The sequence below is a fragment of the Lactococcus sp. FSL K6-0773 genome, from assembly GCF_038006485.1.
Classification (GTDB): domain Bacteria; phylum Bacillota; class Bacilli; order Lactobacillales; family Streptococcaceae; genus Lactococcus; species Lactococcus lactis.
The window spans coordinates 2235892-2262552 of sequence record NZ_JBBOVF010000001.1; the positions used below are offsets into that span (position 1 = coordinate 2235892).

26 protein-coding genes are annotated in these 26661 nt (G+C 34.7%); 22 read left to right on the forward strand and 4 right to left on the reverse strand.

Annotated features, from left to right (window positions below):
- Positions 1-202 precede the first annotated feature (202 nt).
- Positions 203-823 carry a CadD family cadmium resistance transporter gene (locus tag MHB61_RS11245; RefSeq protein ID WP_137016337.1) on the forward strand — a complete coding sequence of 207 codons (621 nt, stop codon included), beginning with the start codon at positions 203-205 and terminating at the stop codon, positions 821-823.
- A 272-nt stretch (positions 824-1095) separates the two neighbouring features.
- Positions 1096-2388 carry an adenylosuccinate synthase gene (locus tag MHB61_RS11250; RefSeq protein WP_004254838.1) on the forward strand — a complete coding sequence of 431 codons (1293 nt, stop codon included), beginning with the start codon at positions 1096-1098 and terminating at the stop codon, positions 2386-2388.
- A gap of 42 nt (positions 2389-2430) precedes the next feature.
- Here the strand turns inward: MHB61_RS11250 and MHB61_RS11255 are convergent, their stop codons facing one another.
- The 4 genes from MHB61_RS11255 to MHB61_RS11270 form a co-directional block, all read right to left on the reverse strand.
- Positions 2431-3093 carry a lytic polysaccharide monooxygenase auxiliary activity family 9 protein gene (locus MHB61_RS11255; protein ID WP_004254840.1) on the reverse strand — a complete coding sequence of 221 codons (663 nt, stop codon included), beginning with the start codon at positions 3091-3093 and terminating at the stop codon, positions 2431-2433.
- 19 nt (positions 3094-3112) lie between these two features.
- Positions 3113-4591 (reverse strand): glycosyl hydrolase family 18 protein, encoded by a 1479-nt coding sequence (locus MHB61_RS11260; RefSeq protein WP_014570773.1) that lies wholly within the window; start codon positions 4589-4591, stop codon positions 3113-3115.
- 166 nt (positions 4592-4757) lie between these two features.
- Positions 4758-5297, reverse strand: coding sequence for a PadR family transcriptional regulator (locus tag MHB61_RS11265; protein WP_004254847.1), 540 nt, complete (start codon positions 5295-5297; stop codon positions 4758-4760).
- Positions 5298-5532: 235 nt separating this feature from the next.
- Complete coding sequence (locus tag MHB61_RS11270) at positions 5533-6066, reverse strand: phenolic acid decarboxylase (RefSeq protein ID WP_004254852.1); 534 nt, start codon at positions 6064-6066, stop codon at positions 5533-5535.
- Positions 6067-6519: 453 nt separating this feature from the next.
- On the opposite strand from MHB61_RS11270, the gene pheS reads away from it, so the two are divergent.
- The 20 genes from pheS to MHB61_RS11370 all read left to right on the forward strand — a co-directional run bounded on the left by pheS (position 6520) and on the right by MHB61_RS11370 (position 26658).
- The gene (pheS, locus tag MHB61_RS11275; RefSeq protein WP_004254858.1) at positions 6520-7560 is read left to right on the forward strand and encodes a phenylalanine--tRNA ligase subunit alpha; all 1041 of its coding nucleotides are present in this window, start codon (positions 6520-6522) and stop codon (positions 7558-7560) included.
- 36 nt (positions 7561-7596) lie between these two features.
- A complete protein-coding gene (pheT, locus tag MHB61_RS11280) occupies positions 7597-9990 on the forward strand; it encodes a phenylalanine--tRNA ligase subunit beta (RefSeq protein WP_004254861.1) in 2394 nt (797 codons plus the stop codon).
- Between the two features lie 226 nt (positions 9991-10216).
- Positions 10217-11281: a 3D domain-containing protein gene (locus MHB61_RS11285; RefSeq protein WP_058221526.1), complete on the forward strand. Its 1065-nt coding sequence runs from the start codon at positions 10217-10219 to the stop codon at positions 11279-11281.
- Positions 11282-11340: 59 nt separating this feature from the next.
- Positions 11341-12264, forward strand: coding sequence for a ribosome small subunit-dependent GTPase A (rsgA, locus tag MHB61_RS11290; RefSeq protein ID WP_004254873.1), 924 nt, complete (start codon positions 11341-11343; stop codon positions 12262-12264).
- The gene (locus MHB61_RS11295; protein WP_004254877.1) at positions 12236-12496 is read left to right on the forward strand and encodes a hypothetical protein; all 261 of its coding nucleotides are present in this window, start codon (positions 12236-12238) and stop codon (positions 12494-12496) included. The genes rsgA and MHB61_RS11295 overlap by 29 nt, the downstream gene beginning before the upstream one ends.
- Complete coding sequence (locus MHB61_RS11300; protein ID WP_004254880.1) at positions 12493-12750, forward strand: hypothetical protein; 258 nt, start codon at positions 12493-12495, stop codon at positions 12748-12750. Before MHB61_RS11295 ends, MHB61_RS11300 begins: the two co-directional genes overlap by 4 nt.
- A 58-nt stretch (positions 12751-12808) precedes the next feature.
- Positions 12809-13459 (forward strand): ribulose-phosphate 3-epimerase, encoded by a 651-nt coding sequence (gene rpe, locus MHB61_RS11305; protein WP_004254883.1) that lies wholly within the window; start codon positions 12809-12811, stop codon positions 13457-13459.
- A gap of 91 nt (positions 13460-13550) precedes the next feature.
- On the forward strand, positions 13551-14855 hold the full coding sequence (gene rmuC / locus MHB61_RS11310; protein ID WP_004254886.1) for a DNA recombination protein RmuC: 1305 nt from the start codon (positions 13551-13553) through the stop codon (positions 14853-14855).
- 246 nt (positions 14856-15101) lie between these two features.
- Complete coding sequence (locus MHB61_RS11315; RefSeq protein WP_004254890.1) at positions 15102-16046, forward strand: 3'-5' exoribonuclease YhaM family protein; 945 nt, start codon at positions 15102-15104, stop codon at positions 16044-16046.
- Between the two features lie 313 nt (positions 16047-16359).
- Complete coding sequence (locus tag MHB61_RS11320) at positions 16360-17229, forward strand: aldose 1-epimerase family protein (RefSeq protein ID WP_004254893.1); 870 nt, start codon at positions 16360-16362, stop codon at positions 17227-17229.
- Between the two features lie 135 nt (positions 17230-17364).
- Positions 17365-17556 carry a hypothetical protein gene (locus MHB61_RS11325; RefSeq protein WP_031297017.1) on the forward strand — a complete coding sequence of 64 codons (192 nt, stop codon included), beginning with the start codon at positions 17365-17367 and terminating at the stop codon, positions 17554-17556.
- A gap of 5 nt (positions 17557-17561) precedes the next feature.
- Positions 17562-18272, forward strand: coding sequence for an AEC family transporter (locus MHB61_RS11330; protein ID WP_223203824.1), 711 nt, complete (start codon positions 17562-17564; stop codon positions 18270-18272).
- Positions 18273-18280: 8 nt separating this feature from the next.
- On the forward strand, positions 18281-18841 hold the full coding sequence (locus MHB61_RS11335; protein WP_004254908.1) for an NUDIX hydrolase: 561 nt from the start codon (positions 18281-18283) through the stop codon (positions 18839-18841).
- A 149-nt stretch (positions 18842-18990) separates the two neighbouring features.
- Positions 18991-19956, forward strand: coding sequence for a homoserine O-succinyltransferase (locus tag MHB61_RS11340; protein WP_004254910.1), 966 nt, complete (start codon positions 18991-18993; stop codon positions 19954-19956).
- Positions 19957-19986: 30 nt separating this feature from the next.
- Positions 19987-21075, forward strand: coding sequence for a cystathionine gamma-synthase (locus tag MHB61_RS11345; RefSeq protein ID WP_010906196.1), 1089 nt, complete (start codon positions 19987-19989; stop codon positions 21073-21075).
- A 246-nt stretch (positions 21076-21321) separates the two neighbouring features.
- Positions 21322-22485, forward strand: a complete 1164-nt coding sequence (locus MHB61_RS11350; protein WP_004254927.1) for a MalY/PatB family protein — start codon at positions 21322-21324, stop codon at positions 22483-22485.
- 54 nt (positions 22486-22539) lie between these two features.
- Positions 22540-23679: a cation:proton antiporter gene (locus MHB61_RS11355; RefSeq protein WP_137016339.1), complete on the forward strand. Its 1140-nt coding sequence runs from the start codon at positions 22540-22542 to the stop codon at positions 23677-23679.
- Positions 23680-23904: 225 nt separating this feature from the next.
- Positions 23905-24540: a uracil phosphoribosyltransferase gene (gene upp / locus MHB61_RS11360; RefSeq protein ID WP_004254935.1), complete on the forward strand. Its 636-nt coding sequence runs from the start codon at positions 23905-23907 to the stop codon at positions 24538-24540.
- Positions 24541-24681: 141 nt separating this feature from the next.
- Positions 24682-25290, forward strand: a complete 609-nt coding sequence (locus MHB61_RS11365) for a nitroreductase family protein (RefSeq protein WP_004254938.1) — start codon at positions 24682-24684, stop codon at positions 25288-25290.
- Positions 25291-25395: 105 nt separating this feature from the next.
- Positions 25396-26658, forward strand: coding sequence for an Nramp family divalent metal transporter (locus MHB61_RS11370; protein WP_012898456.1), 1263 nt, complete (start codon positions 25396-25398; stop codon positions 26656-26658).
- The last annotated feature ends 3 nt before the right edge of the window (positions 26659-26661 follow it).

Here is a 26661-nt window from a genome sequence, read left to right on the forward strand (position 1 = left end):
TAACTGAAGAATATTGTCCTGCCTTTTATTCGTTTTCTAAAATTTAAAGAATCGAAACTTACAAGTTGTAACAAAAATAATAAATATCCATGGAAATTGTTCAAAGCATTTAAAGTTGTCAATCTTAAACCCTTTGCTTATAGCTTTTTATTTAGTAGAATAATGAAAAAGCTCATCCTCAATAGCTTTGAGAGGTTAGAAAATGGTTAATATGTTTTCAGTTATAATGAATTCAACGGTTATCTACTGGGCAACAGCCCTAGATTTACTTATATTACTAGCAATATTATATGTTCGTTTTGATAAAAAAAGTCATTTATCTATTACTTTGGGACAAATAATTGGTTCTTTTGCACTTGTATTGGTCAGTTTATTTTTTGCGGTCATCCTAAAACTTGTTCCAGAAGAGTGGATTTTAGGCTTACTGGGCCTGATTCCTTTAGGACTAGGAATAAAATATTTATTCTTTGGGGATGATGATGACGATGAAGAATTAGATGAATTGCTACAAAAAAGGAAAAATAAAAGCTTGCTTGGAACTGTTATTATCATTTCTTTTGCGAGTTGTGGAGCGGATAATATTGCTTTGTTTACTCCATTTTTTATGACACTGTCAGCTAATAATTTGCTATTATCTATAATAATTTTTGCCTTAAACATATTAATTTTAGGGCTTCTTGGAAAAACAATTGCAAAAATTCCTCACCTTCATGACGTTTTAGAAAAATACAGTCGTTGGATTCTTGCTTTTGTTTATATAGTACTTGGAATAATGGTTTTACTAGAAAGTGGAACAGTCTCCAAAATTCTCAGTTTTTTGTAAAACATAATTTAAAGATTAAAAAAGTTCCGTATTTCCGAACGATAATTTAGATTTAATCAAAAGCATCAGGATTTTTTAAGTAAATCTTGATGTTTTTTGATAAAATAAAAAATAGTGCGATAGGAGCTTTCAAGAAATGATTTATCTTTTACTTTTGATAAATTAGTTCAAAAGTTGAAGAAGTTTTTTAGAAATGCCAGCCAAGCGAACTTGGAGCGTGCAAAATATTTTAAGAAAAGTGGATAGTCAAAACTATCCAAAAGGAGAATATTATGCCATCAGTAGTAGTTGTCGGAACGCAATGGGGAGACGAAGGAAAAGGTAAAATTACAGATTTCCTAAGCTCAAATGCAGAAGTTATTGCCCGTTATCAAGGGGGAGACAATGCAGGTCATACCATCGTCATCGACGGCAAAAAGTTCAAACTTCACCTTATTCCATCAGGAATTTTCTTCCCTGAAAAGATTTCCGTTATTGGGAATGGTGTCGTTGTTAACCCAAAATCACTGATTGAAGAAATCGCTTATCTCGCTGAAAATGGAGTTTCTGCAGAGAGCTTACGTATTTCAGACCGTGCACATGTTATCTTGCCTTACCATAAAAAATTAGACTTCCTTCAAGAAGAAGCCAAAGGCGATAAGAAGATTGGGACAACCATTAAAGGGATTGGCCCAGCCTATATGGATAAAGCAGCCCGTGTCGGAATTCGTGTTGCAGACTTACTTGACAAAGAAATCTTCGAGGAACGTTTACGTACAAACCTTGAAGCTAAAAACCGTGAATTTGTAAAAATGTATGATTCAGAACCAATCGAATTTGAAGAAATTTTTGAAGAATACTATGAATACGGTCAACAACTTAAAAAATATGTGACAGATACTTCAGTTATCTTGAATGATGCCCTTGATGCAGGAAAACGTGTCCTTTTTGAAGGTGCGCAAGGGGTAATGCTTGATATTGACCAAGGAACATATCCATTTGTAACTTCATCAAACCCAGTAGCTGGTGGGGTAACGATTGGCTCTGGTGTGGGTCCATCAAAAATTTCAAAAGTTGTTGGTGTTTGTAAAGCCTATACTTCACGTGTGGGTGATGGTCCATTCCCAACAGAACTTTTTGATGAAGTTGGACATCAAATTCGTGAAGTAGGACATGAATATGGAACAACAACAGGACGTCCACGTCGTGTTGGTTGGTTTGACTCAGTCGTAATGCGTCATGCAAAACGTGTTTCTGGCTTGACAAATCTTAGCTTGAATTCAATTGACGTTCTCTCAGGACTTGAAACAGTAAAAATTTGTGTTGCTTACGAACGTAGTAATGGTGAACAAATTACTCATTATCCAGCATCACTTAAGGAATTAGCAGATTGCAAACCAATCTATGAAGAATTGCCAGGATGGTCTGAAGATATTACTTCATGCCGAACTTTAGAAGAGTTACCAGAAGCTGCTCGTAACTATGTTCGTCGTGTTGGTGAACTAGTTGGCGTACGTATCTCGACTTTCTCAGTAGGTCCTGGTCGTGAACAAACTAATGTTTTAGAATCAGTTTGGGGCGTATAAAGTCAAAATAAAAAAGCCAGAGCATGCTCTGACTTTTTTTGTTTACAAGAAGGGTCCAAAGACTTGTGAACTAGCATTTTTATTATTGACGTTGATATCAATTACATTATAAAAGGCATTAGAAGTATCAGCTACATCCCAGACAGCCAAAACAATGTGATATCCAGATCGATCAGTTGGAATGTTAATCGTGTGAGAGAGATTATTTGTTGCAGGAGAACCATCGTGATTGATTGTCCCTATAAGCTCTAATTCTGAATGTTTTAAAGGTGCATTTTGGTCCCAACCTGTTTTGGTCATATAGTAGTGCCACTTAGTTGTTTTATGAGGTGCAGTGTATTTCCAAGTAAAGATGTTAGAACCTGTACTAATAGATGTTTTTTTCCAGCGTGAACTAGTTTGATTATCTAGAACAAAGTCGCCTATTTGCCCTAAGCCTCCATTTGCAGAAGCAATCCGACCATCAGCGGGACCAGACTCTGGGAAGCCTTTAGGTGCTTCTAAAGATTGTGGGTTACTAATAACATTTCCATAAATGTTAAAAGCGGCGGTCCACCCTAAACTTTGAGAATCTAATTGTCCTTGATAGCCTCTGGCTGGTGGTGATTGAACATAACCATGAGCTGATACAGTATCTGTTTTAATTAAAAGGGAGACACTGAGCAGACCTGCAGCAACTAATAAACCGGTAAGTAGTTTTTTCATAAATTTATTCCTCTCCTATTTATAGCTTTTTCCATGGACCAAAATCTCCTGATTGGTCAGGTAGTTGGCCAGTATTCCACCATTTTGCTTCATAATTTACTCCATTAAAAGTAACACGATCACCTTGAACATAAACTTTATCCTTTTGCCAAGTATTATTTTCCGCTGATGTGTCCAGTGTCATAAATGTAGCTCTGGCCGTATCAGAACGATTACCTGAAGGGTCAACTGCTACAATTTCAACATTGTATTCAGTTTTTTTGGATAATCCAGTCACATCTTGTAAGCCGGAAGTACTTTTAAATGATTGAGTACCAATCTTAATTTCATAGTGATCAATGCGAACATTGTCTGTAGATTTTCCTTGAATCGTGGCAGTAGAAGCAGTCACATTACTAATTGAAATTGTGGGCAAGGTTGGCTTTTCAGTATCTTCAATCGGTTGATTGTTAAAGAGCATTGGGGCGTATGTATTTACAAAAGTATTATTATATTTTTCGCCATTTGAATTGGTTCCAGCATCCCAATTTACTGACCAAGTCATTAAACCTTTTATTTCATTACCAGAAGCTTTTAAGCGATTCAATGCATTTTTTACGGCATTGGGGTCTTTCACATAACCTGTTGCAGCAGCGTCATTATTAGATGGTAGACCAATAACGAATTTACTGGCTGGGATTTTAATAAACCCATCTGTTCCTGTTACGAGACGTTGAGTTAAACCATAGAGAAAATCTTCTTTTTTTTCGTCATTTGATTGAGAAATCCACATATTTAAATCACTATCCCAGAAACCATCTCCTCCTTGATTATAGTATTGAGGATTGATGAAATCATAGTACGAATCTAAATTGTTGATATATGGTGCATATTTTCCTGAACTTGTTAAATAAGGAAATTCTGGAGCCATCGTAATCATAAAGTTTTTACCATCTTTTCGATAATGGTCTTTAACTTTTTTTAAAGCGGATGGGATAACAGTTTGATTATCTGCTGCTTCAATTGCAGCCTGTTCTAAATCAATATCTAATCCATCAAAGCCGTAAGTATCTATAAGACGAATGATTTCATTAACAAAATCACTTTCCTGACTTTTCTTTAATTCAATATGAGCGTCAGCTCCTCCTAAAGCGATTAAGACGCTCTTACCTTCGGCATTTAATTTTGAAATTTCGGCTCTGAATTCAGTATCGGTTTTGTTATAAGGCTTGAAAGTGGGAAGGGTTTGTCCTTCAGGTGTTTTCATAAAGGAAACATTAATTACATTGTAGCCTTCTTGTGTACTTGAAAGATTGAAGTCAGCAGAACTTCCTCCTTTATAACCATCTTTTCCTGTTGATTTCCAATTGTGCCAATAACCTACAAGCACTTTATCTTTTGGATTGACCATTTCACTAGCTGCATCTGCTAAGACTTGTTGCCCTCCTAACACAACAATTCCTATAGATGCTGTTACCAAAAAAACCTTAATTTCTCTACGTTTTTTCACTGAAATCATAAATATCTCCTAAACAATAGTGATTTTAAAGATTCCGGAATCTTGTTCTGTAAGCGCTAACTTTATTTTAACAATTTTTTCCTTAACTAAAAATAAAAAGGTTTATAAAATAATTATTTTTGAAGGATAAAAAAACACTAATATTCATAAAATATTAGTGTTTTTCTTATTTTAAATCTTTAAGTAAAGAATCTAACCATTCTTTTTTAAAAGTTTCTCTTTGAATAGCAAAATCTAAAACCAAATAGTGGCCACTTTTTTTATTTTTTTCATCTTCACCAAAGAGGTCTTTTTGACGTTTAATCAGATATTCCAGTTTTTTCTGGTGGACAATACTTTCTTCTTCAATTAGTTTTTGGAGATTTTCTTCATTTTTGTCATCAAGAAAATAAAGGCGGAGCATGAATTCATCTTTTTGAATTGGATAGCGGTCAACAGGGTGTTTTAACCACTCGTTAAATAGTTCGATTCCTTTTGGAGTAATTTGATAGGTTTTTTTCTCTAACTTTTCACCTACAATGTGTACATCAAAAGTAACGGCTTGATCGTTTAATAATACTCTAAGTGAAGGATAAATTTGCCCTGTGTTGGCTTGCCAAAATTCACCGACTTCACTTTCAAACTTTTTCTTAAGGTCATAACCACTTAATGGTTCGGTCTTTAAAAGTCCAAGTATAATATAAGATAATTTATCTCTATGGCTCATATTTTTTCTCCTTTATTTCCATGATACACAAAAAATAGTAAATTGTAAATTTTTGATGTAGAATTTAAACTTCATTTTTAAAAAACTGTCTATTCTATTATATATAACGAAATTTAAGGAAATCTAAATTGATAATTATTTAATGTTGATAAGCTGGTATTCTATTGATTTCTCAAATAAAGAAGAGACAAATTAAATATTATTTGTCTCTTCTTTATTATTTTTGACTTGAAAATTAATGCTTAATCATTTTATAATTTTGGTCAAAGTATTTTCCGTTACGAATATCATTTGTCATTTCTTTGTAAGGAGCTTGTGCGACGACATCGTCATTATCTTTGCCTGCTTCAGCAGCATAAGTGATTTTTGCAAATTCTGGAACTAAATATTTAGGATAAGTTTCATATTTTTCGCGAGATTCATGCATTAAGTCAATAAAATCATTTTGGAAGCAGACAGTGATTTCTGGGTGTTCTTCTACCCATTTCGGGAAGAAAATCATGCCATGTAATTTTCCTTCATTTGGAAGAAAATCTAAGGCAACATCAGTACCAGTAGGTTCTGTCCATGTAATTTTATAAATCCCTTCGGTTAACATCACTAATGAAACTTTTTGGTCTTTGACCCAGCGGCCAGCGACCATTCCGCCATGGATACGGTAATCAATGGTATGGTCGTTTTTGACGTAAAGTTCATATTCCCAACCATTATCATAGGTATAGATAAAGTGTGTTCCGACAAAATCTTCTAAGCTTTTAAATGTTTTCATTAAATTTCTTCTTTCTAAACATGTTTTATAAACATGTTTTAAATATATATTTATTATAAAATACGTTTTTTGTTTTGTCAAGATAAAAAAATACACTTTCTTAAAGTTGACAAATCTTATGAAAGTGATAAAATTAAGCATAGATGTAAGAAGAGTAGATTGTCTATGAAATTTGAGGGAATTGTGGTCACCGACTGAAAGCCACAATATGGAATTGCAATTGAAGTTCACCTTACTAAAGAAAGCTATTTTTAATCTATCATTTAGAGTGATAGTCTAAAAGGTAGGCTTTTGTGTGAATTAAATAATTAAATTAAGTGATAAAATAGGATGGTACCGCGGCTTTCGCTCCTTTGGAGATGAGAGTTGTGGTATTTTTTATTTTCTATTAAATCTGGCTCAAATCTCTTTTTAATAACAAATATATATTTTTCATAAGTTGAAAGGATAAAAATGAACTTACAAGAAAAAATTGAAGACCTTCGCAAGCGGACTTTGTCTGACTTACTCTCTGTTGCTGATGAAAAAACACTGAATAATTTAAGAACTGTGATGCTTGGTAAAAAGGGTGAATTGACTGAAATTCTGAAAGGGATGAAAGACCTAACTAATGAAGAACGTCCAGTTATTGGCGCACTTGCCAATGCTTTTCGTGATGAGTTTGGGGCAAAATTTGAAGCTAAAAAAGTGGAAATTGAACAAGCAGTAATGAATGCCGCTTTAGAATCAGAAACTTTGGATGTGACTTTGCCAGGAAAAGCTCAGAAAAAAGGAAGTCGCCATATCTTAACTCAAACGCAAGAAGAAATTGAAGAAATTTTCCTTGGAATGGGTTATGAAATTGTTGATGGCTATGAAGTGGAAACGGACCATTATAATTTTGAGCGAATGAATCTTCCAAAAGATCATCCAGCTCGTGATATGCAAGATACCTTCTATATCACTAATGAAGTTTTACTTCGTACGCATACTTCACCTATGCAAGCTCGGACAATGGATGCTCATGATTTCTCTAAAGGTGGTTTACGCATGATTGCTCCTGGTCGTGTTTATCGTCGTGATACAGATGATGCCACTCACAGCCACCAATTTCATCAAATTGAAGGTTTGGTTGTAGATAAAAATATCACAATGGCGGACCTTAAAGGAACGCTTGACCTTGTCATGAAAAAAATGTTTGGTCAAGACCGTGAATTACGCTGGCGTCCAAGTTATTTCCCATTTACTGAACCTTCTGTTGAGGTTGATATTTCTTGTTTCAAATGTGGCGGAAAAGGCTGTAACGTCTGCAAACATACCGGCTGGATTGAAATTCTTGGTGCAGGTATGGTCCATCCCAATGTGCTTGAAATGTCTGGTTTAGATTCTTCAGTTTATTCTGGTTTTGCTTTCGGGCTTGGTCAAGAACGTATTGCGATGCTCCGTTATGGAATCAATGATATTCGTGGATTCTATCAAGGAGATGTACGATTCTTAGAGCAATTTGGAAAATAAAAAGGTCAAAAGACTGTGAATAGAAAGTGAAATAAAATGCAAGTATCATATAAATGGTTAAAAGAGTTGGTGCCTAATCTTAGAGCGACATCGGCTGAATTAGAACAAAAGATGTCAACGTCTGGGATTGAGGTTGAAGGCGTGACAAGTCCAATGGAAGGTTTGTCAAAACTTGTTGTGGGAGAAATTTTATCAAGTGAAGATATTCCTGACACACACTTACACATCACACAAGTGAATGTTGGAGCTGAAGAATCATTGCAAATTGTTTGTGGTGCGCCAAATGTTCGTGTGGGTATGAAAGTAATTGTAGCACTTGTGGGTGCTCGAATTGCTGATAATTATAAAATCAAAAAAGGTAAAATTCGAGGAGTTGAATCTCTCGGGATGCTCTGTGCGCTTGATGAAATTGGGATTGATGAAAAAATTAATCCAATGAAGCATGAGGATGGTATTTTTGAAATGCCAGCGGATGCTAAAGTTGGTGATAGTATTTTCTCTTATCTTGATATGGATGATGAAATCATTGAATTATCAATTACACCAAACCGTGCGGATGCTTTGTCAATGCATGGGGCAGCTTGGGAAGTTGGTGCTATTTATGGTTTACCAGTTCAATTAGAAAAGAAAGATTTAGTAGAAGCTTCTGAATCAGCAGCAAGTAAAATTGCAGTAAAAGTTGAAACAGATAAGGTTCCAACATATAAAATTCGTTTGATTGAAGGGGTTAAGATTGCTAAATCACCACAATGGTTGCAAAACCGTTTGATGAATGCTGGTGTGAAACCAATCAACAATGTAGTGGATGTGACGAATTATGTTTTGATGGCTTTTGGTCAACCTTTGTATAGTTTTGATTTTTCTAAATTTGGTTCTGATGAAATTTTGGTTCGTCAAGCTAAGGCTGGTGAAAAAATGACAACCTTAGACCATGTTGAACGTGAATTAGATGATTCTGATATTGTGGTTACCGCAAATGGACTTCCTGTAGCGCTTGGTGGTGTTATGGGTGGCGCTGATAGTGAAATTACTGACGAAACAACAAGTGTTGCCCTTGAAGCGGCTCTATTTGATGGGACTTCAATTCGTAAAACTTCTCAAAAATTTGCTTTGCGTTCGGAAGCATCAAGTCGTTTTGAAAAAGGAATTAATGAAGGAACGGTTCGTGAGGCACTTGATTTTGCAGCAGCAATGATAGTTGAATTGGCTGGTGGAAAAGTTCTTTCAGGTGTTGTTGAATCAAATGATTATCAACCTATTTTGCCAAAAGTATCAATTACTTTGAGTCGTGTTAATAGTGCTTTGGGAACAGATTTATCTCTTGAGACTGTGGAAAAAATTTTTGTTCAACTTGGCTTTGGGGTTGAAGTTGAGGGTGAAAAATTTACTTGTGAAATCCCATCACGTCGTTGGGATATTCATATTGAAGCTGATTTAGTTGAAGAAGTAGCTCGTATTTATGGCTATGATAATTTGCCAAGTACTTTGCCTTCCTCACAAAATGCTGGTGAATTGACTCAAATGCAAAAATTCCGTCGTACAGTGCGAACAGGTCTCGAAAGTTCAGGGCTTAATGAAGTTATTGGTTATTCGCTTGTAACTCCAGAAAAAGCAACTGAATTTGTGGGTCAGCTTGAAACAACAACGCTTATGATGCCAATGACCGAAGATCGTCAAACACTTCGTGCAAACATGATTCCAGGACTTTTGGATATTGTAAATTACAATCAGAATCGTAAAAATGCTGATGTGGCAATTTATGAAATTGGCAATATTTTCTTACCAAATCCAGATGATATTCGTCCGATAGAAGTACCAAACCTTGCTTTTGCTATTTCTGGAAATGTTGTGGATAAATCATATAATGGGCAAGCTGTTCCTGTTGATTTCTACTATGCTAAGGGAATTGTGGAAAACCTTCTCGAAGCATACAAAGAAGTAGAATTTATTCCAAGCAATAATCAAGCAGCGATGCACCCAGGACGGACTGCTGTCATTAAAATTAATGGTCGTGTGGCTGGTTTTGTAGGACAAATTCATCCGGCGACAGCTAAAAAATACGATATTGCAGAAACTTATGTTGCTGGTCTTGATATGCAAGTGATGCTTGAAGAATTACCAGCTCAAACTATCTTTACTGACATTCCGAAAGTTCAAGCTGTTCACCGTGATATCGCACTTTTGATTGATGCTGAAGTGACACATGCACAAATTGTTTCTGTCATTAAATCAAGTCGTGTCAAAACACTTAGCCAAGTTGAGTTATTTGATATTTATCAAGGCAAAAACTTACCGGCTGGTAAGAAATCAATGGCTTACAGTCTCACTTTCCAACCTGTTGAAAATACAATGACAGATGAAGAAATTACGGCTGCGGTCAATAAAATTACAAAAAATCTTGTGGAAAAATTGGATATAGAAATCCGTTAATTTAAAAAAGTACTGACAAAAAAACTGTCAGTAAAAATCTCTATTGGTATTTTACTGATAGAGATTTTTTTGCAAATAAATAATAAAGAAGCGAATGAAAATTTGCTTTCAGTAAATCAAGTGGCTCTTATGGAAGTGTCATTTTGTATTTATTTTAAAGTTATGTTAATCTTAGTAAAGATATTGCAATTAAAATCCTGAGGGGATATGTTAGAATAGACAAAGTATGAAGAATTTAATTCCTAAAAAAATAAAACAAGTTGGAATACTTGTGGGAGCTTTACTGATGATTTTGTCAGTACTACCATCTAATCTCTTAGGAGTAACAAAGGTAAATGCTGAGAGCTCTCAAACGGAAGTCAACCAAGAACTTACAAACTTCCAAACAGAACTCGATAGCAAATTAGCGCAGGCGAATAAGATTTATAGTCAAGCGCAAGAAGCTCAAGAAAAAGTTAAGCAGTCAAAGAGCAAAATCACAGAATATGAAAGCAAAATTGCTGAAACTGAAAATGATATTGTTCAACTCAAGGCTTCTGTCGCAAAACAAATGCGGGCAGTACAATCAAATGGTGGGGCTACGTTCTCATATATTGATGTCGTTGCGTCATCAAAAAATCTCTCAGAGATGATTACACGTTTGACCAATCTGAATGTAGTTTTGACAGCCGAGGCTGACCAAGCTAAATCTTTGATAGAGAAAGAAGCTTCACTTAAAACAATGAAAGTTAAATTGGAAGAAACGCAAGAATCTCTTGTGAAAAACCAAAATGACTATCAAGGACAAGTAGATAGCTTGCAAAGTAGTATTTCATCGCTTAAGGATAAAATTAGTTCTAATAAACAACTTTTGAGTGAAATGCAAGAAAAAGCAGCATCAGAACAAAAAGCTCGCGATGAAGCATTGGCTAAATCGGTAGCTGAGGTTAAAGCTAAAGCGGAAACAGTTAAAAATACGAGCTCAAATCCACCGACAGTGCCAGATCCACCAAAACAAACTACTCCAACAACTCCTTCTGGTGGTCGTACTTTAAATGTAGAAGCAACGGCTTATGCTTTGAATGGGATTACAGCAACGGGAATTGATTTAAGTAAAAATCCAATTTGTATTGCGGTTGACCCAAGTGTTATTCCTTTGAATTCTCTTGTTGAAGTTCCAGGATATGGAATTGCAATTGCTGGTGATACTGGGGGAGCAATTATTGGGAATATCATTGATGTCCATTTTCCAACTAATGACCAAGCAATTGCTTGGGGACGGAAAAATATTCAAATCACTGTTTTGAGTTAATAAACTTTAAAAAATAATGAAAGGCTTACAGTGAAGCCTTTTTTTGGTATAATGAGAACATGATAAAAAATGGACGTATTGTCAAATCTTTGGCAGGCTTTTATGATGTAGAATCAGAAGGTGAAGTTTATCAGACGCGTGCGCGTGGTAATTTCAGAAAAAAAGGAATGAAACCTGTTGTGGGAGATTTTGTTGAATTTTCTACTGAGGAAAATTCAGAAGGTTATATTTTAAAAATTGGTGAGCGAAAAAATTCTTTAATTCGACCATCTATTGCTAATATTGATCAAGCTGTGATTATTATGTCAACAGTGAGCCCAAATTTTAGTTTGAATTTATTAGACCGCTTTTTGGTTTTTTTAGAGCATAAAAATATTCACCCGATGATTTACATTTCTAAGTTGGATTTACTGACAGAGATGCAGGAAGGCTCAGATAAGAATAAAAAAACTTTTAATCAGCTGACAGATTATGAACAGATAAAAAGTGATTATGAACAAATTGGTTATGATGTTTTTTTTGATGCTGAGCATTTGGTCAGTAATTTAGCGGGAAAAGTAACTGTCTTTATGGGGCAAACTGGCGCTGGTAAGACTACTTTGCTAAATAAAATTGCACCAGAAATGCAACTGGCAACGGGAGAAACTTCAGAAAAACTGGGACGTGGGCGTCATACGACACGTCATGTTGAATTTTTTGAATTGGCTGGTGGCTTAATTGCTGACACACCGGGATTTTCTAGTCTAGACTATGAAGTGACGAATCAGCCGGATTTAAATGCTGCTTTTCCTGAAATTTTAAGAATCAGTCATGATTGCAAGTTTCGCGAATGTACACATACGCATGAACCCAGCTGTGCAGTCAAGCTGGCACTAGAAAATCATGAAATTTTAGAGAGCCGCTATGATAATTATTTACAGATTTTAGATGAAATTAATCACACGAGGGAGACTTATGAGAAAAAACGAAAAAAACAGGGCTAAAGATAATATTTGGTTAAAACAAGCTAGTTTTTTTGCCCTTGTTTTAGCATGGATTTTAGCGATTTATTTTAAAAATGATTTGTCAAAAACAATGATGATTATTGTATTTATCCTCTTGGTTATTGCAACTTTCTTTGTTATTTGTTGGTTAAACCGTGTCTTTTTTGGATTAACTAATCAGCCCAAAGAGGATAAAAAAGATTTAGAGAGTTCACAGGACAAAGAAAAATGAAAAAACGATTGAAAACAGAAGCCTTTTTAGCGGTTATTTTTGCGCTTATTTGCCAAATCTTAGAAATGTTTGTCTTCAAAAGTGGAAGTCTGGCCTTTGTGATGAATTTCTTGACCGTCATTGCTTTAGGCTTAGCAATTATGCTTGGAGTTCGTGCGGCAACCGTTGTAGAGCATAAACGTGAGGGTGAATCTTGGAAAACAATTATTAAAGAAGAACTTCATGATGATTCATCAGAAAATAGTGGTGAATAAGTGTTTTTAGTTTCAAAAGATAAATTACTAATTCAAGTTATTTAGAGAGAGGATAGAAATGAAAAATAAAATTGCTCCATCAATTTTGTCAGCAGACTTTGGAAATTTTGCAAGAGATGTGAAACGTTTAGAATCTGCTGGAGCTGACCTTGTACATATTGACGTAATGGACGGACATTTTGTGGATAATTTAACCTTTGGAGCTGGCGTTGTTTCGGCACTTCGCGCACAAACTCATTTATTTTTCGATGTTCACATGATGGTTGAAAATCCTGAAAAATATGTGGAGGATTTTGCAAAGGCAGGAGCTGATAGCATGAGTATTCATGTTGAAGCAACTCATCATATTCACGGAGCACTTCAAAAAATTAAGAATGCCGGCATGAAAGCTTCGGTAGTTATTAATCCTGGAACTCCTGTAGAGGCGATTAAAACTGTTTTACCACTTGTGGATATGGTCTTAGTAATGACAGTCAATCCTGGTTTTGGGGGTCAAAAATTTATTCCTGAAATGATGGATAAAGTTCGTGAACTCGCTCAAATTCGGACTGATAAAAAGCTTGATTTTGAAATCGAAGTTGATGGTGGAATTGATGACCAAACAATTAAAGTTGCTAAAGCTGCCGGAGCTAATGTTTTTGTTGCAGGGTCATTTATTTTTAATGGTGAAGTTGAGAAAAATATTGAAAAACTTCGTGTAAATTTATAAAATTCTCAAAAAGTTACTGACAGCTTTTCTGTCAGTAAACTTTAGGAATTGATTTAAAGTTTTTAGAAATGTAGGAAAATAAAAAATCAAGATGGAAGTCATAATTATTATATTACTTATACTTTTGATTTTACTGTCCCTTGCCAATTTTTTCAAAAAAACTGACAAAGGAAATACGAGTCATCAGTTAAATTATCTTAATCAAAATTTATCGGAAATGCGCTCAGATATTAACCAGCAACTTGCGCAAAATAGACAGGAACTTTCTAGTAGTTTACGTTCGGTCAATAATGATTTTTCGGCACTGACAGAAAATATCAATAGTAAGTTTGATTGGCAGTTTAAAGATTTACAAAACTCAAATGAGCAAAAATTAGAAAAAATTTCTGTAAGTTTGGTAGAATCTACTGATAGAACGGTTAGTAAACTGTCAGAACTGACAGAGTCAATTACCGCCAAATTTGACCATAAATTTAAAGAATTACAAGATTCAAATGATAAAAGATTGAGTCAGATTCAAGAAACGGTCGATGAAAAATTGCAAGAAACATTAAATCGCAGAATTTCGCAATCCTTTGAACAGGTAACTTTACATTTGAAAAATGTGGAAGAGGGCTTGGGCGAAATGAGAAATCTTGCCAGCGATGTGGACAGCTTACAAAAGGTAATGACAGGTGTTAAAACACGTGGGATTGTTGGTGAAATTCAGTTAGGCCGAATTTTAGAGCAAATGTTTACAAGTAGTCAATACCGTGAACAAGTCAATATCCAAGGGGGCAATGCAGTTGATTATGCTTTGATTTTACCTGGAAAATCTGATGATTCAGAGCTTTTATTACCAATTGACTCAAAATTCCCGATGGAAGATTATCAACGCTTGCAAATGGCTTTAGAATCTAATGACAGTCTGGAAATTGATAAGACAAGAAAAGCATTGTTTAATGCCGTCAAAGCTCAAGCCAAATCAATCAGCGAAAAATATATTGTTCCACCAAAAACAACAGATTTTGCCATCATGTTTTTACCAACTGAAGGGCTGTTTATGGAAGTGGTCAATAACCCTGAACTTTATGAACAAATCAGTCGTGATTACAAGGTCAATGTGACAGGTCCAACGACAATGACAGCCGTCTTGAACAGTTTGCAAATGGGCTTTAAAACTTTGCAAATCGAACAAAAATCAGCTGAAGTTTATGAGCTACTAGGTGCTGTCAAAACAGAATTTGGTAAGTTTGAAGGTTCACTGAAAAAAGTTCAAGAACGTCTGCAACAATCTGAAAAAGAGATTAGCAATCTAATCACCACAAGAACAAATGTGATGAATCGTAAATTACGGAATATCAATGAAATTGATAATAGTAAAAGTAGTGAACTTCTAGGGATAGATAATGAATAAACTTCTCTTTCTAGTTTAGGTTCGATATCTAAGAAAGTCGCTTTTAAAAGCGGTAAAAAATTAACATATAAAAGTGGGACGTAAGAAAGAAAAACATTTATTTCTTTGGTGAAATGAAGCGCCCCTGCAAATTAATTTAACTGAGTTCGGGCTCGTAGAAGCGTGTGAAATAGTAACTGGATTATATTCAGAACCACAATTTCCATCACTTCTGAATGCTCGTACTCACATCTTAAAGGAGAAAACATGGTGCTCATTAAAAACTTAGAAATTGGCGAATTTTTTGAAGGGTTTTATCTGATTAAATCAGTTGAATTACGTCAAACTCGTGCAGGAAAAGACTTTTTAGCTTTAAGTTTTCAAGACCGAACAGGAACAATCAACGGAAATATTTGGGATGCCAATCCTAAGGCGGTTGAACAATTTAGAGCTGGACGTGTCGTACATATGAAGGCTCTCAAAGAACTTTATAATGGAATGCCTCAAGTCAATAAAATACAATTACGTTTGGCGACAGATAGTGAACCTAATCAACCTCATGATTACCGAGAAAGTTCTCCTGTTCAAGAAAAAGATCTACGTGAATATGTTCAATCAATCGTCTTCCGTATTGAAAATGCGACTTTAAATCGAATTGTACGAACGATTTTGAAAAAATTTGATAAAGAATTTTATGAATTTCCTGCTGCAAAAACTAATCACCATGCTTTTGAAGGAGGTCTTGCTTTCCATACAACCACCATGCTTCAATTAGCAGAAAAAGTTTGCGAAGTTTATCCACAACTCAACGAAAATTTGATGTTTGCCGGTGTTTTACTGCATGATATGGCAAAATGTTTAGAGTTTACAGGTGCGGAAAATACTTCTTATACTTTGCGCGGAAATTTGCTTGGGCACATTGTTTTGATTGATGAAGAAGTGAGTAAAGCCGCCATTGAACTTGGCTTTGATGATGACAATGAAGATTTATTAATGCTTCGTCATTGTTTGTTGAGTCATCATGGTGAGTTGGAATATGGTAGCCCTGTTCGTCCGCAAATTATGGAAGCAGAAATGATTCATCAAATTGATGTTATGGATGCCAATATGATGATGATGACTACGGCGACTCAAACGCTTGACCCAGGTCAATTTAGTCAACGCGTTTGGGCTTTATCTAATCGTAATTTTTATAAACCAAGAAAAGATTAAACCGTGGCGCATGGTTCAAGTGAATAAAAAAGCTGTTTTGCACCTAAATTTGAACAATTTGGTGTGGAACAGCTTCGCACTTCATGCTAGGCTTTCCACTCTCGCAGTCGAGTGGATTGTTAAAAGGGGAGCCCAAGAGGCTCCTCTTTTGTCTATTTCCACAGTCATTTGAGTCATAATTAAATTTTTTGATTTTTTGTGGAAAGTACTTTGTCAACATTCTGAAGTGTGACGTACATTTTTTTACTGACAGAAATTTTTGTCAGTAAAAATGGTAAAATAGAGGAAGTTAAAAAAATATAAGGAGTTTTTTATGAATTACACTTTAAAAAATGACCACTTAAATGTTGTTGTGGATACTTTTGGAGCAGAAATGCATTCTATTCAACATGATGATATTGAATATTTGTGGCAAGCAGATGCAAAATTTTGGGGCCGTCATGCTCCAGTTCTCTTTCCAATCGTAGGGAAATTGAAAAATGGGGAATATCGCTATAATGACAAAACTTATAAAATGGGCGGACACGGTTTTGCACGTGATAATGACTTTGAATTAATTAAGAAATCAGCTGATGAACTTGTTTTTGAACTTCGTGACAATGAAGATAGCTTAAATCACTATCCCTTTCATTTTGTTTTCCGTGTTTCTTATAAACTAGTAGACAATAAAATTAGAGTTCGTTATGAAGTGAAAAATGAAGATGAAAAATTCATGTCTTTTGGCGTTGGGGCTCACCCAGCTTTCAATGTTCCTTTAAAAAATGGAACTTTTGAAGATTACCAATTAACAATTTCACCAGATGAAAAGCGGACATTTATTCCACTTGATCCACCGTCAGGAACTTTGAAACTAGATGAAAGAGTTGAAAGTCAAGTCAGTCAACTTCCGTTAACAAGAGCACTTTTTGATAAAGATGCTTTAGTTTATACCTCATCAAAGGAGATGAAAGTTTCTTTGACCAATAAATTAGATGACCACGGAGTCAGCCTAACATGGAAAAATATGCCTTATTTTGGTTTATGGTCACCTTATCCAAATGAAGCACCCTTTGTTTGTATCGAACCTTGGTGTGGAATTGCAGATGATGAAAATACTGATGGAGATATTACCAACAAATTTGGAATCAATCAATTGGCACCAGAAGGAAAATTTTCTTGTGAATATACCATTGAAATTAAATAATCAAAAAAGACTCTCGTATTTTTACGGGAGTTTTTGCTTAAAAAAATGCTAGAATTAATTGAGATAGGCTGTCAGTAAACTTAGGAGTTACAAAATTACTGACAGAATAAAAAACGACTGACAGAAAGTAAAATAATGACTACAATTCTTCTGAACGCCTTGAGTATCATGCTTGTTTTATTTTTAGCTCTCCTACTAAAGAAAATTAAAATTCTTCATCAAAAAGACGGAGCATTAACTTCAAAAATGGTTGTTTATTTGACCTTGCCAGCAACAATTTTAATTGGAGTCAATCATACAAAACTCTCTAATATTTTTTTATCTTGATGTTTATGGGACTTTTTTCCAATCTTCTTTTAGTTTTTCTAGGAAAATTTATTGGACGAAAAGCTACTGTTGAAGAACGTGGACTTTATATGTTTGATTTGTCAGGTTATAATATCGGAAATTTTTCAATTCCTTTTGTTTCTAGTTTTTTTCCAGCAGCAATTCCATTTCTTGCCATGTTTGACATGGGAAATTCATTAATGGTGACAGGGACTACTCAAGCAATTGTTGAACTTTCAAGTGGTAGAAAAAAGCACGGCTTTATCTTACAAGAAATATTTGGCGTCTTATTTCGTAATCCACCCTTTGTTGTTTATATTTTTATGTTTATTTTAGCAATTTTCGGCCTATCTTTTCCGGATGAATGGCTGATTCCAATTCGCCCCTTAGCAAATGCTAATACTCTTTTATCTATCTTTACGATTGGGCTTTTTATGGAATTTCGTCTGCCAAAGGGAAAATTTAAAACTTGTCTTAAAAATATGACTTGGCGCTATTTACTAGCCTTTATTTTAGCTAGTTTGGTTTATTTTTTCCTTCCATTTCCAGCTATAATAAAAGAAATTCTTTTATTAATCTTCTTTTGCCCAATGTCCTTTTTACATATGATTCAGGCTATAGAACTTGGAAATGATAAGGCCTTAGCTGGATTGACAATAAGTTTATCCATGTTTATTTCTTTAATTTTAATGAGTATCATTGTAATAATTTTGTGAGGTGAAAAATGAAAAATCAAATAGAAAAATTATTAGAGAATTTTGTACCAGAAGGTCAGCAAGAAAAAACAGATTTTAAAGTTTTTCAAGATTTTGCAGCTGATGAAAAAAATTTGAATCGGTCTTCTATTGCACATTTTACAGCAAGTGTATTTGTTTTGAATGAAAGTCATGATAAAATTTTAGGAATTTATCATAAGATTTATCAAAGTTGGGGTTGGGTAGGCGGCCATGCTGACGGCAATGCTGACTTATTAGCTGTAGCGGTAAAAGAAGTTCAAGAAGAAACGGGACTGCGATCTTTCAAAAAACTTTCAGAAATGCCAATTTCAATTGAAGCCTTACCTGTTTTTGGACATCATCACAGAAAATATGGTTATGTCAGTGCTCATATTCATCTTAATGTTACTTTTTTATTTGAAGCAAAGGAAAGTGATTCACTTCAAAAGAATACGGATGAAACAGGGGGATTAGCCTGGATTCCCCTAGAAAAATTTTCCGAAAAATCCTCAGAAAAAGAAATGAGAGTAATCTATGATAAAATCATTACTCGAATTATAAATAAATAAAATACAAAATGAGACTTGCCATAGGCAAGTTTTATTATAAGATTAAAAATTTTAAATTAGACCATCACAGAATTAAAATACGAGACTATTGCAAAAAAATCACGAAGGGCTATAATTGAGTCTAATTCTATTTGAAAGTTGAGTGATTTATGCCGGTAAAAGTGATTGAAGGTCTGCCCGCAATTGATGATTTGCGAGCGGATAATATTTTTGTTATGAATGATGAACGAGCGAAGAATCAAAATATTCGCCCTTTAAATTTGCTGGTGGTCAATCTCATGCCGCGTAAATTAATAACTGAAAGACAAATTTTACGATTACTATCGAACACTCCATTACAAATTAATGTTGAATTTTTATATATGACTTCTCATGATTTTAAAAATACGAAACAAGGGCATTTAGATTCCTTCTATAAATCTTTTTCTGAGATTAAGAGTCAATATTACGACGGATTAATTGTCACAGGAGCTCCGGTTGAGCAGTTAAACTTTGAAGAAGTGGACTATTGGAGTGAGCTTTTGAAAATTATTGACTGGTCTAAAAGCCATGTCTATTCAAGTCTGCATATTTGTTGGGGGGCACAAGCGGCACTTTATGCTCGCTATGGTGTAACTAAAGAAAATCTTCCGCAAAAATTGTGTGGTATTTACAAAAGCTCAGTAGAGCAACCTAAAAATCCATTATTTAGAGGATTTGATGATTTTTTTAATTATCCACAATCGCGATATACCCAATCAAATCCATCAGAAATAAAAAAAGTACCTGATTTGGAAGTCTTGTCAAGCTCCAAAGAAACCGGATTTTCAATTTTAGCGAAGAAAAATTTGCGTGAAATTTACCTTTTTGGCCATTTAGAATATGACCGTGAAACTTTAGCTTGGGAATATGAGAGAGATAAAGAAGAAGGACTGAAACCCAATCTTCCCCAAAATTATTTTCCAGAAAATGATGATAAAAATAAGCCAAAAAGCACTTGGGCTTCAGCAGCTTCCCTCTTTTTTTCAAATTGGTTGAATTATGCGGTTTATCAAGGAACGCCTTATCTAGGAGAACGTCTGAGTCAACATTTGAATGAAGAAAATTATGATTTTAATCAAAAAGAGCAAAAGTAAAAAATAATGAGTTAAAAAATGAGGAATTTTATGGATAAAAGATTAGATACTTTATTGGCGCAAGTCGGAATTCATCAAGATGAGGCAACGGGAGCTTTAGTTAGTCCTTTGCATTTTTCAACGACCTATCAACATCCAGAATTTGGCCAATCGACTGGCTTTGATTACACCAGAACCAAAAATCCAACAAGAGCAACCTTGGAAGAAGCACTTGCTTCAATTGAATCAGGACAATTTGCTCTAGCAACTTCGTCAGGAATGGCTGCAATTGTCTTGGCCTTTTCAGTTTTCCCAATCGGTTCAAAAATTGTTGCCAGTCGAGATTTGTATGGAGGTTCATTTCGCTGGTTCGATGAACAAGAAAAAGAGGGACGATTTTACTTTTCCTATGCTAAAACTGAAAAAGAAATGCTTGAGCTAATAGATGAAAATACTGATATTGTTTATATTGAAACACCGACAAATCCAATGATGGTTAAATATAATATTGAAAAAATCGCCAATAAAGCACAGGCATATCATGCAAAAGTGATTGTTGTCAATACTTTTTATACCCCAATTTATCAAAAACCATTAGAATTGGGTGCGGATTTAGTGATTCATTCGGCAACAAAATATTTATCAGGACATAATGACGTCTTGGCTGGAGCGGTCATTGTTTATGATGAAGAACTTTATGAAAGATTATTATATCAGCTCAATACTACTGGAGCAGTTCTTTCTCCATTTGACAGTTATCTTGTCATGCGAGGTTTGAAAACTTTAAGCCTCAGAATGGAGAGGGCAACTAAAAATGCCCAAAAAATTGTGACTTTCCTAAAAAAACTTCCATCAGTAAAAGAAGTACTTTACTCAGGATTAGGTGGCATGATTTCTCTAAAAGTTACTGACAAAACCAAAATTCCTGCTATTTTAAATCACTTGGGCGTTTTTACCTTTGCTGAAAGCTTAGGAGGTGTTGAATCTTTAATCACTTATCCAACAGCGCAAACTCACCATGATATTCCACTTGAGATTAGAGAAAGTTATGGTTTAACAGATGATTTGCTTCGCCTTTCGATTGGGATAGAAGATGTTCGCGATTTAATAGAAGATCTCAAAGAAGCTTTAGAAAATTAAAAAATTACTGATGAACAAACTAGCATATCCGTAAAGGCTATCTACGCACTGCGTGCTACGCTGTCCGTTTTGTGACAAAAAGGCGAAGCGCCAACGGCTATCCTATGATGAGACTACCAGCATATCCATAAGTGCTAAAATATGTTCTGTCAGTAAATTTTTTACTGATGGAGCTACTATCATATCTGTAAACTGCTAAAGCAGTGACAGCTATCCTATGACGAAAAGAAAAAAGAGAGTATAAAAATGACAAAATATGATTTTACAACCATTCCAAATCGACTTGACCATAATTCTGTAAAATGGCAAGAAATAAAAGAGAATCCTCATAAACTTCCATTATGGGTGGCTGATATGGATTTTCTTGCCTTACCAGAAATAAAACAAAGTATTCATGATTACGCAGACTATGGAGTTTATGTATATGCCTATGTAGAAGAAGATTTAATTAAAAGCATTCAAAATTGGGAAAAAAATCAACATCAGTATGACTTTTCTAAAGAAGCTTTAATTTTGGTTGAAGGAGTTGTTCCAGGAATTGGTCTGGCCATTCAAGCATTGACCAAAGAAAATGATGCTGTTTTAATAAACACACCTGTTTATCCCCCGTTTGCCAGAACAGTTAAGCTAAATAATCGAAAGCTAATTGAAAATAAACTGATGGAAAAAAATTGGGAATTTCTAATTGATTTTGAAGTTTTTGAAAAAGAAATTGTTGAAAATTCCGTGAAATTATATATTCTTTGTAACCCCCACAATCCTGGTGGGCGCGTGTGGACGAAAGAAGAACTGATAAAACTTGGCCAAATTTGTAAAAAGCATAATGTGATTGTCGTTTCTGATGAAATTCATCAAGATTTAACATTGTTTGGTCATCAGCACCAGACCTTTAACACTCTTTCAGAAGACTTCAAAGATTTTTCAGTTGTTTTATCTTCTGCCACCAAAAGTTTTAACATTGCTGGCGTGAAATGCGCTTATGCAATTATTGAAAACCAAGATTTACGTGAAAAATACTTGCAAAGAAGACTAGCAAATAATCAACAAGAAATTAGCACTTTAGGAATGCTAGCCACCAAAGTTGCTTATGAAAATGGAAGTGAATGGTTAAATGAACTCAAAAATGTGCTTGAAAAAAATATCACTTATATTGAGTCAGAACTTCATCAAAAAACAAAAATCAAAGTAATGAAACCTCAAGGAACCTATTTAATTTGGCTTGATTTTTCTGAATATCAATTAGAAGATAAGGTATTGGATGAAAAATTAGCAGAAGAGGCAGGTGTGATTCTAAATAAAGGAATAAGCTTTGGAAAAGCTGGACAAGCGCATGCCAGATTAAATGCTGCTGCACCTTTTTCATTGACTGAAGAAGCAAGCAAACGACTCGTAGAAACATTCAAAATTTAAGGATTTTAGTCGAAAATGTGTTTTTAAGAATGAAAAATATGTTAAAATCAACTTATGAATGATATTTTACAACTCACAATTGTTTTAATTGCCTCTTTAATTGCTACTCTTGTTTCAAGACGCCTTAAAATTCCAGCTGTCGTTGGACAAATGCTTGTTGGGATTTTGATTGCTCCATCAGTTTTAGGCTTGGTTCATAGCGGTCATGTTCTAGAAGTGATGTCTGAGATTGGAGTTATCTTACTCATGTTCTTAGCAGGAATTGAGAGTGATTTAACTGTTCTAAAGAAAAATTTTAAAGCATCAATGCTCGTTGCAGTTGGTGGTGTAATTGTGCCATTAATTGCCTTTGGACTTGTTGCTTTTGGCTTTGGTTACGGAATATCGACCAGTTTCTTTTATGGAATTGTTTTCGCTGCGACCTCAGTGTCGATTACGGTTGAAGTCTTACAAGAATATGGTAAACTCAGTACACGTGCAGGTTCGATTATTCTAGGAGCAGCAGTTGTTGATGATATTTTAGCTGTATTGATTTTATCAATTTTTACTAGTTTTAAAAATGGTGGTTCTGGTTCTCATCTTTTCATCCAATTTTTGCTTGAACTTTTCTTTTTTGCCTTTTTATTTCTTGTGCATAAGCTTATTCCAAGATTTTGGAAATTCGTCCAAAAACTACCCATTGCCAACAAAAATACGATTGTTGCCTTGATTATTTGTTTGGGCTTAAGTCTACTTGCTGATAGCGTAGGAATGTCAGCGGTAATAGGTAGTTTCTTTGCAGGACTTGCTATTTCACAAACAGAAGTAAGTCATAAGATTGAAGAATATACTTCAGCAATCGGTTATGTTATTTTTATCCCAGTATTCTTTGTACTTATCGCCATATCTGTTCAATTCGATAGTTTAATTCATCATCCTTGGATAATTTTACTCTTTACCTTCTTAGCAATTTTGACAAAATTTATCCCCGCCTATTTTGTTGGAAAAGCAAGTAAATTAAGTACTGGTGAGAGTATGTTGATTGGAACAGGAATGATTTCACGAGGAGAAATGGCCCTGATTGTGGCTCAAATTGGTCTGACGAGTGCCATTATTACAGATGAAGTTTATTCGGAGCTGGTTATCGTGATTATTTTAGCAACTGTATTAGCACCATTTTTAATTAAAATGGTCTTGAAAAAATATGATAATTAAGAAAAAATAAAGAATAAAAGACGAAAAATTTAAATTTTTTTAAATTTCATCTTATTCCTCCCAAAAAGACCAAAAAAGTGGTAAAATAGAAAAAATGCTTTTAGAGAATAGCGAACTTGCTAGGCTCTAAAAAATTTTGCCTAAAATTAGCAAAATTGCCTTTTAAAGGCAGTTTATAAATCTGAACTTTGCTTAGCAAAGAGATCTAGCGAAAGGAAAATCAAAATGTCAAAATTTCAAGTCGTAGAACATCCATTGATTCAACACAAACTCTCAATCTTGCGTCGTAAAGAGGCATCGACAAAAGAATTCCGTGAACTTGTTGATGAAATTGGAATGCTCATGGCCTACGAAGTATCAAGAGATTTACCCCTTGAAGATGTCGAAATCGAAACACCCGTTCAAAAAACGACAGTTAAACAAATCGCAGGTAAAAAATTAGCGATTGTACCAATCTTGCGTGCTGGTATTGGGATGGTAGACGGAATTTTGAAATTGATTCCAGCTGCTCGTGTAGGGCATATCGGAATGTATCGTGACGAAGAAACACTTAAACCAGTTGAATATTTAGTTAAACTTCCAGCCGACATTGCTGACCGTCAAATTTTCCTTGTTGACCCAATGCTTGCGACTGGTGGTTCAGCAATTTTAGCAGTTGATTCTCTTAAAAAACGAAATGCTAAAGCAGAAAATATTAAATTTGTTTGTCTTGTTGCTGCACCAGAAGGAGTGAAAGCTCTCCAAAAAGCACATCCAGATATTGAAATTTATACTGCAGCTTTGGATGAAAAACTTAATGAACATGGTTATATTGTCCCAGGTCTTGGTGATGCTGGAGACCGTTTGTTCGGTACTAAATAATAAATTTATCCCTATTTCAAATAGGGATTTTTTTTATTTTATAAAAAAAGTAATTTTTTGAATCAAAATAGTTTACAAGTGTAAATTTATTTGATAAGATTACATATGTAAACAATAAAAACAAAAAAGGAAGTAATTATTATGTCATTCATTAAATCATTAGAAAACCGTCGCACAATCTACGCTCTTGGAAGAAACGTTCAAGATGAAGAAAAAGTGATTGAAACAATTAAAGAAGCTGTACGTTTTTCACCAACAGCTTTCAATTCACAAACTGGACGTCTTTTGATTCTCACAGGTGATGCCCAAGATAAACTTTGGTATGAAATTGTTGCCCCAGAACTTAAAGCAGCCATGGAAGCACAAGGTGTTCCTGAATCAGCTTGGGATAACACACGTGCAAAACTTGATGGATTTAAAGCTGCTTTTGGTACAATTCTTTTCTTTGAAGACCAAGCAGTTGTTAAAAATCTTCAAGAACAATTTGCTCTTTATGCAGATAACTTCCCAGTTTGGTCAGAACAAGGTTCAGGAATTATTTCTGTAAATGTATGGACTGCTCTTGCTGAACTTGGTTTAGGCGCTAACTTGCAACACTACAATCCATTGATTGACGAAGCTGTTGCTAAAGAATGGAATCTTCCAGAAAGCTGGAAACTTCGTGGACAACTTGTATTTGGTTCAATCGAAGCACCTGCTGGCGAAAAAACTTTCATGGATGATGCAGACCGTTTCATCGTTGCTAAATAATCAATCATTTTTAATGACCGTCAGTAAAATTTACTGACGGTTTTTTATTTTGTAAAGTTGAACTCTTAAAAGCTGCATGCTATAATTATCCAAAAGGAAGTGAAAATGAAAAGGATAAAAATGAGGCGATTTTTACAAGATAAAAAATATCCAGCCCTTGATTTTTTGAAGTATGTTGGACCAGGATTGATTGTTGCGGTGGGATTTATAGATCCAGGAAATTGGGCTGCCAATCTTGCTGCGGGTTCTCAATTTGGTTATAAATTACTTTGGGTAATTACACTATCAACAATTATGTTGGCTTTTCTCCAGCATAATGTGGCCCACTTAGGGATTGTCACAGGAAAGTGTTTGTCAGAAAATGCGACCCAATACCTTAGACCCTGGCTCAGTAGAACAGTTTTGGGAACGGGAGTTTTAGCTTCTATTTCGACAGCAGTTGCTGAAATTTTGGGTGGAGCAATAGCTTTGCAAATGCTCTTTAAATTACCAATTGTGGTAGGAGCAATTTTAACAGCTGGTTTGGTTATCTGGTTTTTGTTTAGTAATTCATATCCTAAAATTGAAAAAGTTATTATTGGTTTTGTAAGTTTGATTGGGATTGCACTTTTACTAGAAATTTTTATTATTCCACATATTAATTGGGGACAAGCAGCAAAAGGAATGGTTATTCCTTTTGTTGATGCAAAATCAATGCCAATCATCATGTCAGCCCTAGGGGCAGTTGTCATGCCACATAATCTATTTTTACACTCGGAAGTTATTCAAAGTCGTCAGTGGAATTTAAAAGATGAAGCGGTGATGGAAAGACAATTGCGTTTTGAGTTCTTTGATACAATTTTTTCAATGTTTCTAGGCTGGGTGATTAATTCTGCAATTATTATCATTGCTGCGGCTTTATTTTTCCCTCGAATTGTAACAGAAATTAATCAAGCACAAGAAATGCTCGTTCCTCTCCTTGGTCCAGTGGCTGCAATTATTTTTGCGATTGCTTTTCTTTTTGCAGGAGTAGCCTCATCGGTAACAGCCGGAATGGCAGGTGGGTCAATTTTTGCAGGAATCTTTGCAGAACCTTATGATGCACAAGACCCACATAGTAAATTAGGTGTTTTAATCACAATAATTGGAGCAACGATTGCCATTTGCGCTTTAAGTTTTGTGACTTCGCCCTTTAATATTTTAATTTATTCACAGGTTTTCTTAAGTATCCAATTACCAATTACTATCTTTTTGCAAATTTATTTGACAAGTTCTAAAAGAGTAATGGGTAAATATAAAAATGTTTGGTTTACAAAGTGGCTCTTATTAGCAACAGGAGTTTTTGTAACTCTACTCAATATCGTATTAATCGTCGAAACTTTTAAATAATTC

What these genes read in the sequence shown, in the direction of transcription:
- MHB61_RS11300 (WP_004254880.1), top strand. Translation starts at nt 12,493, where the DNA reads ATGAAAAAACGATTGAAAACAGAAGCCTTTTTAGCGGTTATTTTTGCG.
- MHB61_RS11265 (WP_004254847.1), bottom strand. Translation starts at nt 5,297, where the DNA reads ATGAGCCATAGAGATAAATTATCTTATATTATACTTGGACTTTTAAAG.
- rsgA (WP_004254873.1), top strand. Translation starts at nt 11,341, where the DNA reads ATGATAAAAAATGGACGTATTGTCAAATCTTTGGCAGGCTTTTATGAT.
- MHB61_RS11330 (WP_223203824.1), top strand. Translation starts at nt 17,562, where the DNA reads ATGGGACTTTTTTCCAATCTTCTTTTAGTTTTTCTAGGAAAATTTATT.
- MHB61_RS11270 (WP_004254852.1), bottom strand. Translation starts at nt 6,066, where the DNA reads ATGAAAACATTTAAAAGCTTAGAAGATTTTGTCGGAACACACTTTATC.
- MHB61_RS11285 (WP_058221526.1), top strand. Translation starts at nt 10,217, where the DNA reads ATGAAGAATTTAATTCCTAAAAAAATAAAACAAGTTGGAATACTTGTG.
- MHB61_RS11350 (WP_004254927.1), top strand. Translation starts at nt 21,322, where the DNA reads ATGACAAAATATGATTTTACAACCATTCCAAATCGACTTGACCATAAT.
- MHB61_RS11320 (WP_004254893.1), top strand. Translation starts at nt 16,360, where the DNA reads ATGAATTACACTTTAAAAAATGACCACTTAAATGTTGTTGTGGATACT.
- MHB61_RS11365 (WP_004254938.1), top strand. Translation starts at nt 24,682, where the DNA reads ATGTCATTCATTAAATCATTAGAAAACCGTCGCACAATCTACGCTCTT.
- MHB61_RS11325 (WP_031297017.1), top strand. Translation starts at nt 17,365, where the DNA reads ATGACTACAATTCTTCTGAACGCCTTGAGTATCATGCTTGTTTTATTT.
- MHB61_RS11345 (WP_010906196.1), top strand. Translation starts at nt 19,987, where the DNA reads ATGGATAAAAGATTAGATACTTTATTGGCGCAAGTCGGAATTCATCAA.
- MHB61_RS11245 (WP_137016337.1), top strand. Translation starts at nt 203, where the DNA reads ATGGTTAATATGTTTTCAGTTATAATGAATTCAACGGTTATCTACTGG.
- MHB61_RS11260 (WP_014570773.1), bottom strand. Translation starts at nt 4,591, where the DNA reads ATGATTTCAGTGAAAAAACGTAGAGAAATTAAGGTTTTTTTGGTAACA.
- MHB61_RS11295 (WP_004254877.1), top strand. Translation starts at nt 12,236, where the DNA reads ATGAGAAAAAACGAAAAAAACAGGGCTAAAGATAATATTTGGTTAAAA.
- pheS (WP_004254858.1), top strand. Translation starts at nt 6,520, where the DNA reads ATGAACTTACAAGAAAAAATTGAAGACCTTCGCAAGCGGACTTTGTCT.
- pheT (WP_004254861.1), top strand. Translation starts at nt 7,597, where the DNA reads ATGCAAGTATCATATAAATGGTTAAAAGAGTTGGTGCCTAATCTTAGA.
- MHB61_RS11315 (WP_004254890.1), top strand. Translation starts at nt 15,102, where the DNA reads ATGGTGCTCATTAAAAACTTAGAAATTGGCGAATTTTTTGAAGGGTTT.
- MHB61_RS11370 (WP_012898456.1), top strand. Translation starts at nt 25,396, where the DNA reads ATGAAAAGGATAAAAATGAGGCGATTTTTACAAGATAAAAAATATCCA.
- rpe (WP_004254883.1), top strand. Translation starts at nt 12,809, where the DNA reads ATGAAAAATAAAATTGCTCCATCAATTTTGTCAGCAGACTTTGGAAAT.
- MHB61_RS11255 (WP_004254840.1), bottom strand. Translation starts at nt 3,093, where the DNA reads ATGAAAAAACTACTTACCGGTTTATTAGTTGCTGCAGGTCTGCTCAGT.
- upp (WP_004254935.1), top strand. Translation starts at nt 23,905, where the DNA reads ATGTCAAAATTTCAAGTCGTAGAACATCCATTGATTCAACACAAACTC.
- MHB61_RS11340 (WP_004254910.1), top strand. Translation starts at nt 18,991, where the DNA reads ATGCCGGTAAAAGTGATTGAAGGTCTGCCCGCAATTGATGATTTGCGA.
- MHB61_RS11355 (WP_137016339.1), top strand. Translation starts at nt 22,540, where the DNA reads ATGAATGATATTTTACAACTCACAATTGTTTTAATTGCCTCTTTAATT.
- MHB61_RS11250 (WP_004254838.1), top strand. Translation starts at nt 1,096, where the DNA reads ATGCCATCAGTAGTAGTTGTCGGAACGCAATGGGGAGACGAAGGAAAA.
- rmuC (WP_004254886.1), top strand. Translation starts at nt 13,551, where the DNA reads ATGGAAGTCATAATTATTATATTACTTATACTTTTGATTTTACTGTCC.
- MHB61_RS11335 (WP_004254908.1), top strand. Translation starts at nt 18,281, where the DNA reads ATGAAAAATCAAATAGAAAAATTATTAGAGAATTTTGTACCAGAAGGT.